At 58.1% G+C, this 14,039-nt stretch carries 13 protein-coding genes; 4 read left to right on the plus strand and 9 right to left on the minus strand.

All coding sequences use genetic code 11. The annotated features are described in order from the left end of the window. Positions 1-36 precede the first annotated feature (36 nt). Genes FE795_RS08430 through FE795_RS08440 form a run of 3 tightly spaced genes read right to left on the minus strand, consistent with a single transcriptional unit; the run spans position 37 to position 5,208 of the window. Positions 37-3,234, minus strand: coding sequence for an error-prone DNA polymerase (locus tag FE795_RS08430; RefSeq protein ID WP_219236076.1), 3,198 nt, complete (start codon positions 3,232-3,234; stop codon positions 37-39). Continuing rightward, entirely contained in the window at positions 3,231-4,514 is a 1,284-nt protein-coding gene (locus FE795_RS08435) for a Y-family DNA polymerase (protein WP_003800138.1), read from the minus strand. Before FE795_RS08435 ends, FE795_RS08430 begins: the two co-directional genes overlap by 4 nt. Beyond that, positions 4,471-5,208, minus strand: a complete 738-nt coding sequence (locus FE795_RS08440) for a hypothetical protein (RefSeq protein WP_059317654.1) — start codon at positions 5,206-5,208, stop codon at positions 4,471-4,473. The genes FE795_RS08435 and FE795_RS08440 overlap by 44 nt, the downstream gene beginning before the upstream one ends. Positions 5,209-5,321: 113 nt before the next feature. Between FE795_RS08440 and FE795_RS08445 the strand changes: the two genes are divergently transcribed. Next, a complete protein-coding gene (locus FE795_RS08445; RefSeq protein WP_039943006.1) occupies positions 5,322-5,936 on the plus strand; it encodes a tRNA-uridine aminocarboxypropyltransferase in 615 nt (204 codons plus the stop codon). Here FE795_RS08445 and FE795_RS08450 read toward each other — a convergent pair. From FE795_RS08450 to pbpG, 6 genes are all read right to left on the minus strand, one after another. After that, positions 5,923-6,342 carry a carboxypeptidase-like regulatory domain-containing protein gene (locus FE795_RS08450; RefSeq protein ID WP_219236077.1) on the minus strand — a complete coding sequence of 140 codons (420 nt, stop codon included), beginning with the start codon at positions 6,340-6,342 and terminating at the stop codon, positions 5,923-5,925. The genes FE795_RS08445 and FE795_RS08450 overlap by 14 nt on opposite strands. Continuing rightward, positions 6,339-7,232, minus strand: coding sequence for an NRDE family protein (locus FE795_RS08455; protein WP_003800133.1), 894 nt, complete (start codon positions 7,230-7,232; stop codon positions 6,339-6,341). The genes FE795_RS08450 and FE795_RS08455 overlap by 4 nt, the downstream gene beginning before the upstream one ends. Positions 7,233-7,344: 112 nt before the next feature. Further along, positions 7,345-8,292 carry a M14 family metallopeptidase gene (locus FE795_RS08460; protein ID WP_219236078.1) on the minus strand — a complete coding sequence of 316 codons (948 nt, stop codon included), beginning with the start codon at positions 8,290-8,292 and terminating at the stop codon, positions 7,345-7,347. A gap of 45 nt (positions 8,293-8,337) precedes the next feature. Continuing rightward, positions 8,338-9,327 (minus strand): Bug family tripartite tricarboxylate transporter substrate binding protein, encoded by a 990-nt coding sequence (locus FE795_RS08465; RefSeq protein ID WP_131071762.1) that lies wholly within the window; start codon positions 9,325-9,327, stop codon positions 8,338-8,340. Between the two features lie 158 nt (positions 9,328-9,485). Further along, positions 9,486-10,400, minus strand: a complete 915-nt coding sequence (locus FE795_RS08470) for a LysR family transcriptional regulator (protein WP_003800130.1) — start codon at positions 10,398-10,400, stop codon at positions 9,486-9,488. A 170-nt stretch (positions 10,401-10,570) separates the two neighbouring features. Beyond that, positions 10,571-11,485, minus strand: a complete 915-nt coding sequence (gene pbpG, locus FE795_RS08475) for a D-alanyl-D-alanine endopeptidase (RefSeq protein WP_003800129.1) — start codon at positions 11,483-11,485, stop codon at positions 10,571-10,573. A gap of 325 nt (positions 11,486-11,810) precedes the next feature. Between pbpG and FE795_RS08480 the strand changes: the two genes are divergently transcribed. The 3 genes from FE795_RS08480 (at position 11,811) to FE795_RS08490 (ending at position 13,998) form a co-directional block, all read left to right on the plus strand. Further along, on the plus strand, positions 11,811-12,203 hold the full coding sequence (locus FE795_RS08480) for a flagellar protein FlhE (RefSeq protein ID WP_230406305.1): 393 nt from the start codon (positions 11,811-11,813) through the stop codon (positions 12,201-12,203). A gap of 129 nt (positions 12,204-12,332) precedes the next feature. Continuing rightward, positions 12,333-13,148, plus strand: a complete 816-nt coding sequence (locus tag FE795_RS08485) for a motility protein A (RefSeq protein ID WP_003800126.1) — start codon at positions 12,333-12,335, stop codon at positions 13,146-13,148. Continuing rightward, positions 13,114-13,998 carry an OmpA/MotB family protein gene (locus FE795_RS08490; RefSeq protein WP_003800125.1) on the plus strand — a complete coding sequence of 295 codons (885 nt, stop codon included), beginning with the start codon at positions 13,114-13,116 and terminating at the stop codon, positions 13,996-13,998. The genes FE795_RS08485 and FE795_RS08490 overlap by 35 nt, the downstream gene beginning before the upstream one ends. The last annotated feature ends 41 nt before the right edge of the window (positions 13,999-14,039 follow it).

Consider the following 14,039-nt stretch of genomic DNA (forward strand, 5'->3'; position numbering starts at 1 on the left):
TTAGTTTAACGCAGGGTGGGATGGGGAAAAATCCGATTATTGAAAATCCCGACTGCGCGTCACCAGATCACCGATCAGGTGATTCAGGCAAACCAGGCGTCGGGCAATCAAATGGCAGACAGCACCGTCGCGCTGCCAGATGCCATAGACGCCAAGCAGACGTGACTGGAGCAGTGCCTGGGATTGCTCCTGAGCCAGCTCCTCGCGCACGATGACATTCACACTGCCTGTTTCGTCTTCCAGCGTCACAAAGACCGTGCCCTTGGCGGTGCCGGGACGTTGGCGGGTCGTGACCAGGCCACAGGCCCGTGCCAGCCGGCGGTCCGGGTAGTTCAGACTCAGTTGCGCTGCCGTTGAGAATCGCAAAGGAATTAACTGCTGTCGCAGCAAGGACAGGGGGTGACGGTGCAAACTTAATCCGACTGCCTGATAGTCGCTCAATACCTCTATCCCTACGCTGGTACGAGGTAGCTCTGGCGTCGTGTCCGGGTTTTCTGCATGGCTGAGCAAACCGGCCTGGCTGGGACGGCGAGCATCCCATACGCCATGTCGACGCTGGCTATAAGCGCTGCGCAAGGCATGGGCTTGCGCCAGGGCTTGTTGATCATGAGCGGACAGGGCCAGCTCCTGGCGCAAGCAGGCCAGGTTCAATGTCCGTTCGGGGTGGTTTTGCCGGTAGTGAACAATAGCGTGTGCGCCTTGCTCACTTAAACCTTTAACCATGTGCAGGCCCAGACGGACCTGGCGCGGGCTGCCCGGTGCTGAACATACATGGCTGTCAAACAGGCTGTATTGCACATCAACAGGCAGCACTTGTACGCCGTGGCGGCGTGCATCCTGGACCAATTGGCTGGGGCCATAAAAGCCCATGGGCTGAGAGTTCAGCAAAGCGGCCAGAAAATGATCGGGATAACGCGCTTTCAGATAGGCACTGAACCAGGCCAGTTTGGCGAAGCTGGCCGAATGGCTTTCGGGAAAACCGTATTCCCCAAAACCGCTGATCTGATCAAACAGGCGCTTGGCGAACTCAGGGGGATACTGTTTAGCGGCCATACCATCTAGCAACTCCTGTTCAAAAGGCCCCAAACCACCACGGCGACGCCAGGCAGCCATGGCTCGTCGCAGGGCATCTGCTTTGTCGGCCGAAAAACCTGCCGCCTCCATGGCCAGTTCCATCGCCTGCTCCTGAAAAATAGGCACGCCCAAGGTGCGTTCCAGCACAGGGCGGATTTCGGGAGCGGGGTAATCGACTTTGCTGGGGTCGCGACGGCGTTCCAGATACGGGTGCACCATGCCACCTTGAATGGGGCCGGGCCTCACGATCGCCACTTGCACCACCAGGTCATAAAAGCACTTGGGACGTAGCCGCGGCAACATGCTCATCTGGGCGCGGGATTCGATCTGGAATACGCCTATGGTGTCGGCGCGCCGGATCATGCGAAAGGTTTTGGCGCTGTGCAAAGGAATGTCTTGCAAGCGGAACGGCTTGCCTGTTTGCTGACTGATGCTGTCCAGGCATCGACGCAGGGCGCTCAACATGCCCAAAGCCAGGATGTCGACTTTCAGCAGTCCCAGCACATCCAGATCATCCTTGTCCCATTGCACGACGCTGCGTCCCGGCATGGCGGCGTTTTGAATCGGCACCAGCCTGTGCAAAGGCGTTTGTGAAATCACAAAACCACCGGGATGCTGAGACAGGTGACGCGGGAAACCCATGAGCTGACGGGTCAAAGACAGCCATTGATGGGCTTGTTCAGGCGGGCATTCGGGAAAGCGTGCCAGGACCTCATCCTGAATACGGGTATCTTTGAGCCAGGCGCGGTCACATTGGATCAAGGCCTCGATCAAGGCGTGAGGAATGCTAAGTGCCTTGCCGGTATCACGCAAGGCGCTGCGACGGCGGTAGCTCGTGATTACCGCCGTTAATGCAGCCCGTTCACGACCATATTTACGATAAATGTATTGAATGACTTCTTCGCGACGCTGGTGCTCGAAGTCCACATCGATATCGGGCGGTTCGGCCCGTGCCCGACTGATAAAGCGGGCAAACAGCGTATGAGTGCTGGCGGGGTCCACTTCCGTAATACCCAGGCAATAGCATACCGCTGAATTGGCGGCCGAGCCGCGTCCCTGGCACAGAATTCCCCGGCTGCGGGCGTAGCTGACGATGTCATACAAGGTCAGAAAGTAGGACTCGTAGCCCAGGTCTTCAATCAGGCTCAGCTCTTCGTCCAGGCGCGTGCGCAAACGGTCACTGATTCCTTTCGGATAGCGCCTGTGCGCGCCACGCTCGGTTTCCTGTCGCAGATACTCACTGCCACTGAGGCCGGGCGGAACAATCTCGACCGGGTACTCGTACTTGATTTCGCTTAAACAAAACTGGCACAGCTCTTGAATGTGATCGCTGGTCTTGCGCAAGTCGGCCGGGTAGAGGTTGGCCAGTTGGAAACGACTGCGCAAGTGGTGTTCCGCATTGCTGGCCAGAGACCAGCCACATTCCTGTATGGGTGTTTTCAGGCGTATGGCGGTCAAGGTGTCGTGCAAGGGCTGGCGAGAACGCACATGCATGTGGACGCCGCCCAAGGCGGCACAAGACAGGCCACACTGTTGGGCTGCCAGCCGAACCGTGCGTAAATGCTGCTGATCCTGATCCCGCCTATGTAAGCTGAGGCCTAAAAACAAACGGTCGGCAAACAGGCTTTTCAAGTCTTGCGCTTGCTGATAGATGTGTTCGCCAGACAGGCCATAAGCCGGTTTGTAAATGACCAGACAGTCGGCTAATACCGTGTGCTGCGCACCGTAGCGGGCTTGCTGCAAAAAGGACCAGTCAATGGGCGCCTCCTGCTTCAAGTCCAAAGACTGGTGCAGCTCAGAGATGAACTGACAAAGATTGCCATAGCCTTCTTTGTTGCGGGGCAGAATCAAGAGTTCGTGGGCCTGCGTGTCGTTGGGTGAAGCGGTCTCACAATGCGTGCCAGGGCAGGAGGAAGTGTCCCATTGGCCGCTAAAGCGGAATCGGCTGCCAACCAGCAAACGGATCTGTGGATGCAGTCGGGTCTGTGCGTAGGCGCGGACTACCCCGGCCATGGAGGCGTAGTCGCATAAGGCCAGTGCCTTGTAGCCCAGCTCGGCGGCTCGACTGATCAGCTCCTCGGGATGGGAGGCACCCGTCAAAAAACTGTAGTTGGACAGGCAGTCCAGTTCGGAGTAGAGCAGTTCTGAAGGGATACTCATCCAAAGACTCCGTGTAAATACCAAGCGTGTTCCTGGCTTAAATCCCGGTAAACCCAATACAAACGCCCTTGGGGGCACAAGGCTACAAAATAGTCGCGCTGCTGGTGGCCGCCACCGTTCCACCAGCCGGTTTGTATTCGCTCTGGGCCTTGAATCAGGCGCAAACGTTGATGGTCCAGGAGCGGGGATTGTTGGTCGTGTGGCAGGGGCCGGGCCGGCTCCAGCAGCCAGCATGGACGCTGCCGTACCGGGCCTGCGGCTGGGCGGGCGGCCACCGTTGATGCGGGCTGCCATTGATTGGCTTGCTCGGGCAAATGGCTGGCCTGGGGGGCGGGGGTGAGGATCTGCCCGGTCCCGAGTCTGGCCTGCAAGCGTTCCAGAAGTTGCTGGTCTTGTTCCTGCCAATGGTGTGCATCCGGAAACAGACTGCTGGCGTGGGTTTGGCGTGGATGAAGTTGGCGGGCCCGCAGCATCAGGCTTTGGACGGCGGCAGGTAATTGCAGGGGCTGGAACTGTTCTTGCCAGACAGGCAGAAAGTCCTGGCTGCGCCAGCTAGAGCGGGCCATGTGCAGTTCCAGATGAGTGCTGCGTGGGTAATCTTTATAGCGCTCCGTATGCAGGGTCAGCTCCAGGCCCGTACAAGCGAGTTGGTGCTGGTTCAGCCCGCCTTCCAGCTGGTTTAGCAGACGGGTCAAGGCCCGTAATACCAAGGCTTTGTTATTGGAAGGGGTGTCCAGCTCCAGTCGGTATATAAATTGTGGGGCAGACTGGACCCATTCCAGGGTCCAGCTCTGCAAGCCGTAGGCCTGATCCAGTTGCAGGAGCAGGGTACGCAGCCCGCGCTGGGCCAGACCGTCGCGTGGCAATTGACGCAACTGGCCCAAGGTATGACAGCCCAGGCTGTGCAACCAGTGCAACTGATCGGCAGGTGCGCCCAGCAACTGGATGGGAAGCGGGTTCAGACAAGCGTGCAGCCGCCGGATGCAACGACGTTGCTTGCGTGTGGACAGGGCCAGCAAACAGGCCGCCCGCGCGCTGGGAGCCAGGGCCAGACAGGGATCGGGAATCAGGGCTTGCAAGTCTGCCCGAACGTGTTGGTATAGACGACGCAGGCCACCAAACAGCCGTAGGCTGGCGCTGATATTCAGTACCCATAAATTCGCCTGAATGTGAGCCAGTTGCGGGCTGTAGTGTAGCAAGACCGCCTGCAGCCTGTCTTGCTGCTCTGAACCGGCCTCAGGCGTGAGCAGGCTCTGGGGCAGTCGCAGGCACAGGTACATGGTTTGGCAGGGCCGCTGGCGGCATCCCGGTTGGGTGAAGGGCTAAGGCAATGGCTTGCGAGCAGGGCGGACCGCGGCGCTTAAGAATCTGCACATCCAGCCAGGCCTGGCCTTGTTGATCTTGTCGGGGGTAAAGCGCCAGGCGCAACAGGGCCGGGCTATTGGCTTGGCTGTGCAGGGGACGTAAGCAAAAAAACAGGCTGTCGCTATGGCTGGCCAACAGTTGCAACTGGCGTAAGGCGGCTAAAGGGACATGGGCGGGCAACCAGCTCAGTACGGCGGCACAGTGGCCGTGCCGCAGGGCTTGGGCGCTGGCCCATAAGGTGTCGTTCAGGTGCTGGCTGCGTATCCAGAGCAGGCGGGCGGGTAGCGTGCGTGGCGCAGGGTGGGTTGGCCGGGACATTGCACAGGTGCCATGCCACGATTGCTGCATGGGCTGATAGGGAGGGGCGACCAGCACACGCAAGCGTTCTGCCGGCATGGCATTTAAGGCGGGCAATAGCAAGGACATGGCACTGCTGTCCGGGTGGGCCAGCAGCTCGATCAGGTTGCCCACTGGCCAGCCGCCTCCAGGCAGTTGGGCATTCAGGCTGTCAAAGCCACTGGACAGGCACGTGCCGGCGGCATGCGCATAATGCTTGCCCGTCCACAGGGAGGGGTGAATATCTAAAAGGGAACGAAGTGCGCTTGCCATAGAATGCTCCTGAATGCTGTATAAATATACAGTAAAAATGCAACTCGGCAAACCGGCCATCGGCTTCAAAGCAGAACTTTTATATACTGTGGCCTTCTGTTGGGTCCCCTTGCATGAACGCTTCCTCTTTCTCTCGTCCAGGCCGTTGCGCACGGTGTCAGCGGCCTGTGGCCCGATGCTTGTGTTCGCTGATTCCTTCTCTGCAAGCAACGTGCCCTCTTTTGATTCTGCAGCATCATTCCGAGGCGCGGCATGCGCTCAATACCGGGCGCCTGGCGTATTTGGGTGTGCAAGGGGCGCAGCTGTGGGTGGGGGAGCAGTTTGAAGATCTGGAGGCGCGTTTAGCGCAGGCCCAGCGTCCTGTACTGCTGTTTCCGGGACCTCAGGCCCAGGTGGCCCGGGCCTTGGCGCCCCAGCAAAGGCCTGATCTGATAGTGGTGCCCGATGGCACCTGGCGCAAGGCCCGTTTGATTTTGCATCGCAATCCGATCTTGCAGCGTTTGCCGCATTGGGTGCTGCCGCAAGGGGATGTGTCGCGCTACCGGTTGCGCAAAGCGCCAGATCCTCAGGCCGTTTCCACGTTGGAGGCGATTGTACGGTTGATGCAGCTTATGGAGCCGGAGCGCGATTTCAGCGCCTTGCTACGGCCATTTGAGCATTTGATCGAGGAGCAGATCCAGGCCATGGGCCTGGATACCTATGAGCGCAACTATCCTACTTCCAGATGAAGTTCAGTTCCTGCGGCTTACCCTCGACCAGTGTGGTCTGGCGCTCCTGGGTTTGGCCTTCGTACGTGGCAAACACTTTGTAGCTGCCCGGACCGAGGCGGATCAGGCAATAAGGGCCATCAATCAGGCTGTTGAGCACGGTCTGATCGGCGCTGTTACGGATCACCAGCTGAACATCAGAGATGTAGGCGATGCGCTCGCCCTGCTGGGCTGAAAAGTTGACGGACAAGGGAAAGGTGCTGCGCACCATGCGGAAAAGCTGGGCTTCATCACTGCCTATGCCGCCGCTGACGTATTCGGTGGAGCCGTAATACTGGCTGGGGGGCAGTTCCTGAGCGTGCGCAATCGGACTGCTCAACAAGGCCAGCGACATGGCAATGCCGATCAAAGAAAGACGAGGACTCATGAGATTTCCTTGCTTGAGGTGAGGTGGCTAAGCGGGCCATGCATGGCCCTGTTGCTGTTATGAGTGGAAGGGGGCAGGCCGTGCGGATGAAAGCTGGGCCATGACAAGGGCCAGTCATGTTGCCGCTCGGGCTGGGCCGCCGGGGTGAAGCTGCGTTCACGCAGCGTACCTTGCCCATGCTGATCCAGCGTAATGACGGTGGTGCAACGCGTGCCATAGTCGGGGCTGACAATAAACGGGCTGCTTAACAGGCGTTCGCGCTCCAGGCTCAAGCCGGTCTGAGGCAAGTCTGCATCGGCGGCCAGGTCCTGATTGCGCAAACCTTGAAACAAGCTCTCTACGGCCGGGGCCGAGCCGTCAAAATGTTGCGCTTGCAGGGTTTCCTTCAAGAACAGGCTTTTGGGCCACGGGGTGTTCAGCCAGGCATTGCTCAGAATATGGACGCCCGGATCGAGTCGTTGCGGCTGGCCGCTGGGGTGACGATTACTGTAATAAGCCAGTTGCAAGGCTTGCGTGTCGGTGGGCCATTGCAGCACAAAAAGATTAAAACCGGCGTACTCGGCCCCTTGACGGGCTAACTGGGCCAGATAATCCAGAGGGCTGCGCTCATCGCGCAGGAATTGGGGGATCAGTTCTCCCCGCGAACGTTGAGCGCCGCTTTTATTGCCGGGAATTTCGCGGTAGTTGGTAAGCAGGGCCAGTCGTCCCCGGCATTGTGTCAGGCCCAGCCACGTGCCTCCGGCCTGCAGGTCACGACCGGCAAGAATGTCGGGCTCGTCTTGCCAGGGCTGTGCCGGCTGGCTGGGACGAGCATGATATTCATCGCGATTGGCGGCAATAATCAGCGGCCAATCCGCATTGACTCCGATGGCGATATAAGCGATGCACATGTGCCGATTGTAGGATGGCTATGCAGGCTTTGGTAGCCGAAGAAGTGCCAAGTTCCGTATTTTTTCCCGGCATTGGAACGCAGGTGCGGGCCGTGTATTTGCCGCCGGGCCCTTAAGGCGCCATGTAGTCCCGGGCCAGGCGTACAACCGTGACGCCGGGACGCAGCTGACGTAAAGAAGGCATGATCAAGGTGCAGTGGTCGTAAGGCGTCAGCAAGGGCTGCCCATCGGCCTGGCCGATGCATGTGCCTGCCTGGCTCAGGGTTTCCAGGCCTTGCCAGGCCTGGCTGAAACTCACTTGCCGGGAGGGCGCCACCACCGCATGGGTGACCTGCACGATTCGTTGCTGTTTGGGAGAGGCCCGACGCCAGTCTGACGGGATGTCTTGGATGTCCACAATCTCGGAGGCGATGAGAAAGCGGGCAATCAGGTCCAGCGCCACAGCCGGTGTCTGCGGGTCTCCGTGAAAGCCGCATTCCAGCAACAGGGAGCGGGTTTCTTCAGCCTCGGGCTCAGAGAATCGGCCGTAATCGCGCATGCGTACGCCGTCCTGATGGCCGGAATCCACAATGACGTGTTCGGGGGCGCCCAGTGTCTTGGCCAGCTCGATGTTGCGCTCCAAGGTTCCGGTCAATAGCAAGGGCGCACAGGGCTCGTGCATGGAGTGCAGGTCCAGCAACCAGTCGGCCTGTTCCAGCCAGGGCAAGATGGCGCGTGCGCGACGTTGTTCCTGAGTCTGTGTTTGAGACAGTTTTTGCGCACTCCAGACCCGATTCATGTCTTCATCCACATAACGGCTGGCATCGTGATGCGCCGGGTCAAAGCGATCAAAAGCGTCCAGATTGCAAAAAGCCAGGATCAGCTTGCCGCGACGGGGTTGCACACCACGAGCGAGCAAGGCTTTCAAGGCCCAGGCTCCGCAAAGCTCATTACCGTGTATTAACGCGCTGATCATCACGGTTCGGCCCGCTTTACCGGAGTCCAGGCACCACAGGCCGAGAACACCGGTATTGCCCTGGCGCTCTGTTTGAATGTCGGGGTACGAAAGAGAAAAGGACATGCTAGGGGCTCCAGCACCCCGACCTGCGGCCGGGGGCCTGTTTTTTTATTCGGCTTGCAGTTTGGCCAGCTCAACCAGGCGGGCGTATTTATCGACTTCTCTGGCCTGAAATTCTGCTGCGTTCATGCCGGGGGCGTAAAGCGTAGCGCCATTCGACCGCATTTTCTCTTGCAGGCTGGACGATTCCAGGCTGTTATCCAAAGCCTGGCGTAAGGTCTGGGTGACGGATTCAGGCAAGTCCTTGGGGCCATACAAGCCGAACCAGACATTGATGTCGACTTTTTCAAAACCGGGCGTATCGGCCAGCGGCGGAATTTCCGGTGCAGCCGCAGACGCACGGGTTTCGGTAATGCCCAAGGGGACGATGGCACCTGCCCGTGCTTGTGACAGGCCCGAGGACAGGACCAGATAAGCGGTGTCCAATTGTCCACTCATCAGGTCCGAGACCAGAGGAGGCACGCCGCGATAGGGCACATGCATGGCAGTGGTGCCGGTGGAGGCATTGACCATTTCACCGGCCAGGTGCAGGGTGGTCCCCACGCCCGAGGAGCCAAAGCTGAAGGCTTCGGGTTGGGCAGCCCGCAGTTTTTGCGCATAGTCCGCCGCCGAGCGGATGCCCGATTTTTTGGAGGCGGCCAGCAGCAGGGGCTGAGAAGCAATCATGCCAATGGGCGTAAAGTCTTTCTGTCCGTCATAGCGCACGGCCTTGTTGATCATGCCTGCGATAATCATCTCGTTGGTGGAACCCAGCAGCAGGGTATAGCCGTCAGCAGCGGCACGCTGGACACGTTGAGCTCCAATCGTCCCGCCTGCGCCGCCCGCATTTTCGACCACCACCGTTTGGCCCAGACGGTTGCTGAGCTCTTCCGCCAGCAGGCGTGCAGTCAGGTCGACGCTGCCTCCGGCCGGATAGCCTACGACCAACGTCAGGCTGCGTGAGGGATAGGTGTCGGCATGGCTGATCGAAATGGGCAAGAGGCTACAGGCGCCTGCCAGGCTCAGTACCAGACTGCGTTTGGAGAAAGAAAAAGACATGATGTGCTCCCCGTTCGATGGATAGGGCTCCGGCCCGCAGCCCGGGTGGGTGCGTCGGGCGTGTTTATCCTTAGTTATGAAGGGGTATTGTGTCCGCTGCAGCTGATGCTGATGTGCTGTTACGGCACATAGCCGTGCTTTTTCAGCCGGCAGATCTGTTAACGAGCTTGCTGGGTAAAGGCCCAGACAGATTCGGCCAGATCCGAAAGGGGGGCGCGCGAGCGATACAGACGAACCTCAAAGGCAATCTCATCGCCCTTGCCGCCTAGCTGCACCAGCGTTCCGCGACGACATTCATTGGCAATCATGGACAAGGGCAGCCAGGCCACGCCCATGCCTTTTAATACTGAGCCCATGGCCGTGTCCAGCGAATCGCACCGTACCGTACTGACCAGAGGGTAGGGAAAGTGATGCAGCTTGTCGCCCAGAATCCGGGCCATGGCCAGACCGCCCGAATATGAAATCAAGGGTATGCTGCGCCCGCTATCGGCGTTGAGCTCATACAAAGGGTGGCCATTCTTGCGCCGTTGACAGGTCGGCACCAGTTTGTCGGTAGCGATGGTCATGTAGGTGACCTGTTCGGCCAGAAGCTCAATTGACAGGGCGGGGTGCTCATAGCAGCACAGAAAGTCTGTTTTGCCTTGGGCAAGCAGCTTGGCCATATCTGCCATCATGCCGGTGCTGATATCGATCGGTATGTGGGCGGACAAGGGGGCCTGGCTGCCTTTCTGAAGGCGGCTGACCCAATCGGTGACCAAGGTGCGCGCCAGACTGCGGCCAGTGGCGATGCGCAAATGACCTTGCCCTGTCTGCTCCGAGGCCTGCAATTGCCGACGTACCCGGTTGAGTTGCTCCAGTACTTGATGGGCGGTGTTGTAGAACACCTGTCCCTGGGCCGTGAGCGTGATGGGCAGGCTACCACGTTCCACCAGAGGGGTTCCGACCCAGGCCTCCAAGGCCCGGATACGGCGTCCAAATGCGGGGTGTGTGACGTGGCGTTGTTCTGCTGCCCGGACAAAGCTGCCTTCGCGTGCCAGGGTGAGGAAATCTTCAAGCAGTTTGAGCTGAGGCACGACAAGCACGCTCCTTAAAAGAATGCAGGCCTATTGATACCGGCTGCTGACCCATCGAAAGAGGTAGCCGAGCAGCAGGTCGTAAAAATGCCCCAAAATCGGCTCAAAGGCCATGATGTTGGGGCATCGGGCAGACCGTGTGTCTGTCACGGTTCAGACACGCAGGGAGATTAGAGCATGGCCAGACCGTTGGATTTTTCGACCAGATCACGGATGCGCACGGCATCACCGATACGAGAATAACGGCCTGAGGAATTCAGCAGCACAATAGCCACCTCCCGATCCTCGATTTTGGTCAACATTACCAGACATTCACCCGCTTCGTTGATGAAGCCGGTTTTGGAGACCTGGATATCCCAGTTGGCGTTTTTGACCAGACGATTGGTGTTATTAAAGACCAGTTGGCGGCCTCGCATGGGCTGGACGGAGTACTGGTCGTTGGTCGTGTATTGCTGAATGCGGGCATGCTGGCTGGTGGCGGTCAGCAGTTTGACCAGATCGCGCGGGCTGGCCACATTGTCGCTGGACAGGCCGGTGGGTTCGACAAAGCGCGTATTGCGCATGCCCAAGGCGCGCGCCTTGTCATTCATGGCGCGCACAAAGGCGGGCAGTCCGCCGGGATAATTACGGCCCAAGGCATGGGCGGCCCGGTTTTCTGACGACATCAGGGCCAGATGCATCATGTCGGCACGGCTCAAACGCGAGCCGACGCTCAGACGTGAGCTGGAATGTTTGACGCGATCCACGTCTTCGTCGATGATCTCCAGCATTTCATCCATAGGCAAGCCCGACTCGGCAACGACCAGAGCGGTCATCAGCTTGGAGATGGATGCAATGGGACGCACGGCGTCGCTGTTTTTCTGGTACAGCACCGTTGACGACTCCAGATCCTGCACAAATGCAATTTCCGAACGCAAGGCCGCATTCTGAATCAGGGCGTCATGTTTGAGGGCATTCAGGGCACGGCGACTATCGTTTTCGTTATAGCTGATAGGCTGCAGGTTTTTTTCGAAAACCAGGTGAGGCACGTTGTAGCTGATGGCGGCGGTGGCTTCCTCCTGGACGGAGGGCTCGGCCAGCGCCAAAGTCTGGGCCAGCGACGAAAGCGAAAAAGGCGCTAGAAATAAAACACATAGCGCACGGCGTATTAATTTATTTGTTCTGGTCTGAGGCATTTTTCAGTTCCCGGAGGGCGAGAAACAGAAGGGCGGAGAGAATTTATGCGCTTATGCTACCAGAAAAAATCCTCTTTATATTAGTATCTTACGGCTCAAAGTTAAAAAAAAATTAAGATGTCTTTGCGGTATCATTAAGAAACTTATTTTTATCTGTATAAAAACACAGTCTATGTCTTTGGTGAAATTTAAAAACAATAAAAAACCTGTTTTTATAAACAGTTTTTTAAATCGTTTGTGGACATCAATATCGCTGGCTTTGGTACTGCCGCTCGCACACGCCGCCTCATTAAGTTGGGATGGCGAGCAGCTCAGCAGTGCCATCACGCCCGCTTCGCCCAGCAGCCAGCAGTTCTTCATGCCAGCGCAAGCGGTACAGGCGCAGGCCTCATCGATTGGCAAGGTGGAGGTCAGCTACCACCATAATGGGCGCGCCATTTTGAAAAGCCGTTTGTGCCTGCAAGGAGGAAAGTGCGTGGATATGAACGGGTCGGTACTCAGCACCAGAGCCTTTGCGGGCCAGGATGCGCGTCTTGGTTTTGTGTTGATGCACGAGGTGTGGAGTTGGGCGGGTAGCACCGAACCGGTGCGCGTCCAGGCTTCGATCCGAGTCAATTACCAGCCTTAGTGTGACTGGCCGCGATGTGCATAATTGTTGTCTGTCTTTGATGCAACGCAAGGTCCAGGCCTAAAGAAACTCGTTCTGCTGCCGATATGTAGTCCTGATGCCCCTCGGGCCCATAACCAGGACTTGTGCATGAACCCCTCAACTTTGATCGGCATCGTGGCCAGCGTGCTGCTGTTTGCCGTGATCTTGTTTTTTACGGCAGAAAATCCCGCCTTGTTTGTGGATTTGCCCAGTCTGGCCGTGGTGCTGGTGGGCACCTTGGCAGCGACCTTTATCAGCTACCCGTTAAGTGAAGTGGTTCGCATCTTTGGACTGATTGGGACAGTGCTGCGTAACGAGCGGCTGTACACCCAGCAGGATATGGATGAGCTGATCAATATCTCCCGCCTGTGGATGATGGGAGATATCCGGGCCGTGGAAGAAGCGCTGGAAAAAGTCGCGAACCCGTTTTTGAAAACCGGCGTTCAGTTAGTGATTGATCGTGCCCCACAAGAAGACATTGAAGATCTTTTGCAATGGCGTATCAGCCGTCTGCGCGCTCGCGAACATGCCGAAGCGCAACTGTTTCGCCTGATGGCCAGCTTCGCGCCCGCTTTTGGTATGGTCGGCACGTTGATTGGTCTGGTCAATTTGATGTTTCTGCTCGGTGATGGCGATATCACCTCGATTGGTCAACAGATGGCGCTGGCCCTGATGACCACCTTTTATGGGGTGCTGCTTTCCAATCTGGTATTTAAGCCGGTGGCCGTCAAGCTGGAGCGTCGCACGGAACAGCGGGTGGTCTTGATGAACATGATCATGCAGGGCGTGTCCATGATGAGCCAGCGCCGTGGCCCCGCGCTGATGCGTGAGACGCTGAACTCGTTCATGGCGCAGTATCAGGACGAGATCAATGACCGGGGCGGCCGCGATGACGATGCCGACCCGGCTGCGCAGCGAGGTTGATCCCATGGGAAACATGGAGCAAGACCTGACGTTAGGTGAGTTGGCGGATCGCCAGAAAGCCTTGCAAAAGGAGTTGGAGCAGGCCCGGGGAGCCAAGATTGAGCAGCAGCTGGCGAGCAATCTGGGCAGTCGGCGTCGCAGTCGCCCCTGGAACGATCCCGGCCTGGCAGTCCCCGAGGAGGAAGAGGCGTGGCTGACCACTTACCTGGATATGATGACCTTGCTGCTGGTCTTGATGATCGTGATGCTTTCTTTTGCCGGCAAGCGGGCTCAGACTGCGGCTCAGGGGCAAGGGCAGGGGGCAGCAACAGTGATGGCCCAGGCAGGTAAAGAAGGGGCGGGGCTGTTGCCGGCTTCAGCAGGGCTGTTTCCTGAATCGGCGCTCGGTGCCGGACCGGACAAAAGCAATCATGGTTTGGACCTGGATGGTCTGGGAGATAACATTGATGTGGTCATGAATGATCAGTCGGTTAGTTTCCGTATCAACAGCGAAATTCTGTTCCACTCGGGTGGCGCTGATTTGGGGCTGGAAGGGTTGACCGTCCTGCGCCAACTGGCTACCGTCCTGCAAAAATCGGCGCATCCTATTGTGATCGAAGGGCATACCGACTCGGTGCCCATTCGCAGTTACCGCTACCCGTCCAATTGGGAGCTGTCCGGTGCGCGTGCCGGCAGTGTGGTGCGCTATATGGAGGCCAATGGCATAGGCAGTCAGCGTCTGAGTGCGGTCGGCTACGCGGATACGCGTCCCTTGGGTGACAATGCCACGCAGCAAGGGCGTGCAACGAATCGAAGGGTTGAAATCATTGTGCAGATCCCTCAAACACAGACTGAAAGCCCTGCCCAATAAATCGTTAAAACAAAACCCCGGTTTGCATGTCGCAAACCGGG

Source organism: Alcaligenes ammonioxydans, assembly GCF_019343455.1.
GTDB classification, from domain to species: Bacteria; Pseudomonadota; Gammaproteobacteria; order Burkholderiales; family Burkholderiaceae_B; genus Alcaligenes; species Alcaligenes ammonioxydans.

Coding starts and splice junctions, on each gene's coding strand:
- FE795_RS08430 (WP_219236076.1), bottom strand. CDS start 3,234: ATGAGTATCCCTTCAGAACTGCTCTACTCCGAACTGGACTGCCTGTCC.
- FE795_RS08435 (WP_003800138.1), bottom strand. CDS start 4,514: ATGTACCTGTGCCTGCGACTGCCCCAGAGCCTGCTCACGCCTGAGGCC.
- FE795_RS08440 (WP_059317654.1), bottom strand. CDS start 5,208: ATGGCAAGCGCACTTCGTTCCCTTTTAGATATTCACCCCTCCCTGTGG.
- FE795_RS08445 (WP_039943006.1), top strand. CDS start 5,322: ATGAACGCTTCCTCTTTCTCTCGTCCAGGCCGTTGCGCACGGTGTCAG.
- FE795_RS08450 (WP_219236077.1), bottom strand. CDS start 6,342: ATGAGTCCTCGTCTTTCTTTGATCGGCATTGCCATGTCGCTGGCCTTG.
- FE795_RS08455 (WP_003800133.1), bottom strand. CDS start 7,232: ATGTGCATCGCTTATATCGCCATCGGAGTCAATGCGGATTGGCCGCTG.
- FE795_RS08460 (WP_219236078.1), bottom strand. CDS start 8,292: ATGTCCTTTTCTCTTTCGTACCCCGACATTCAAACAGAGCGCCAGGGC.
- FE795_RS08465 (WP_131071762.1), bottom strand. CDS start 9,327: ATGTCTTTTTCTTTCTCCAAACGCAGTCTGGTACTGAGCCTGGCAGGC.
- FE795_RS08485 (WP_003800126.1), top strand. CDS start 12,333: ATGAACCCCTCAACTTTGATCGGCATCGTGGCCAGCGTGCTGCTGTTT.
- FE795_RS08490 (WP_003800125.1), top strand. CDS start 13,114: ATGACGATGCCGACCCGGCTGCGCAGCGAGGTTGATCCCATGGGAAAC.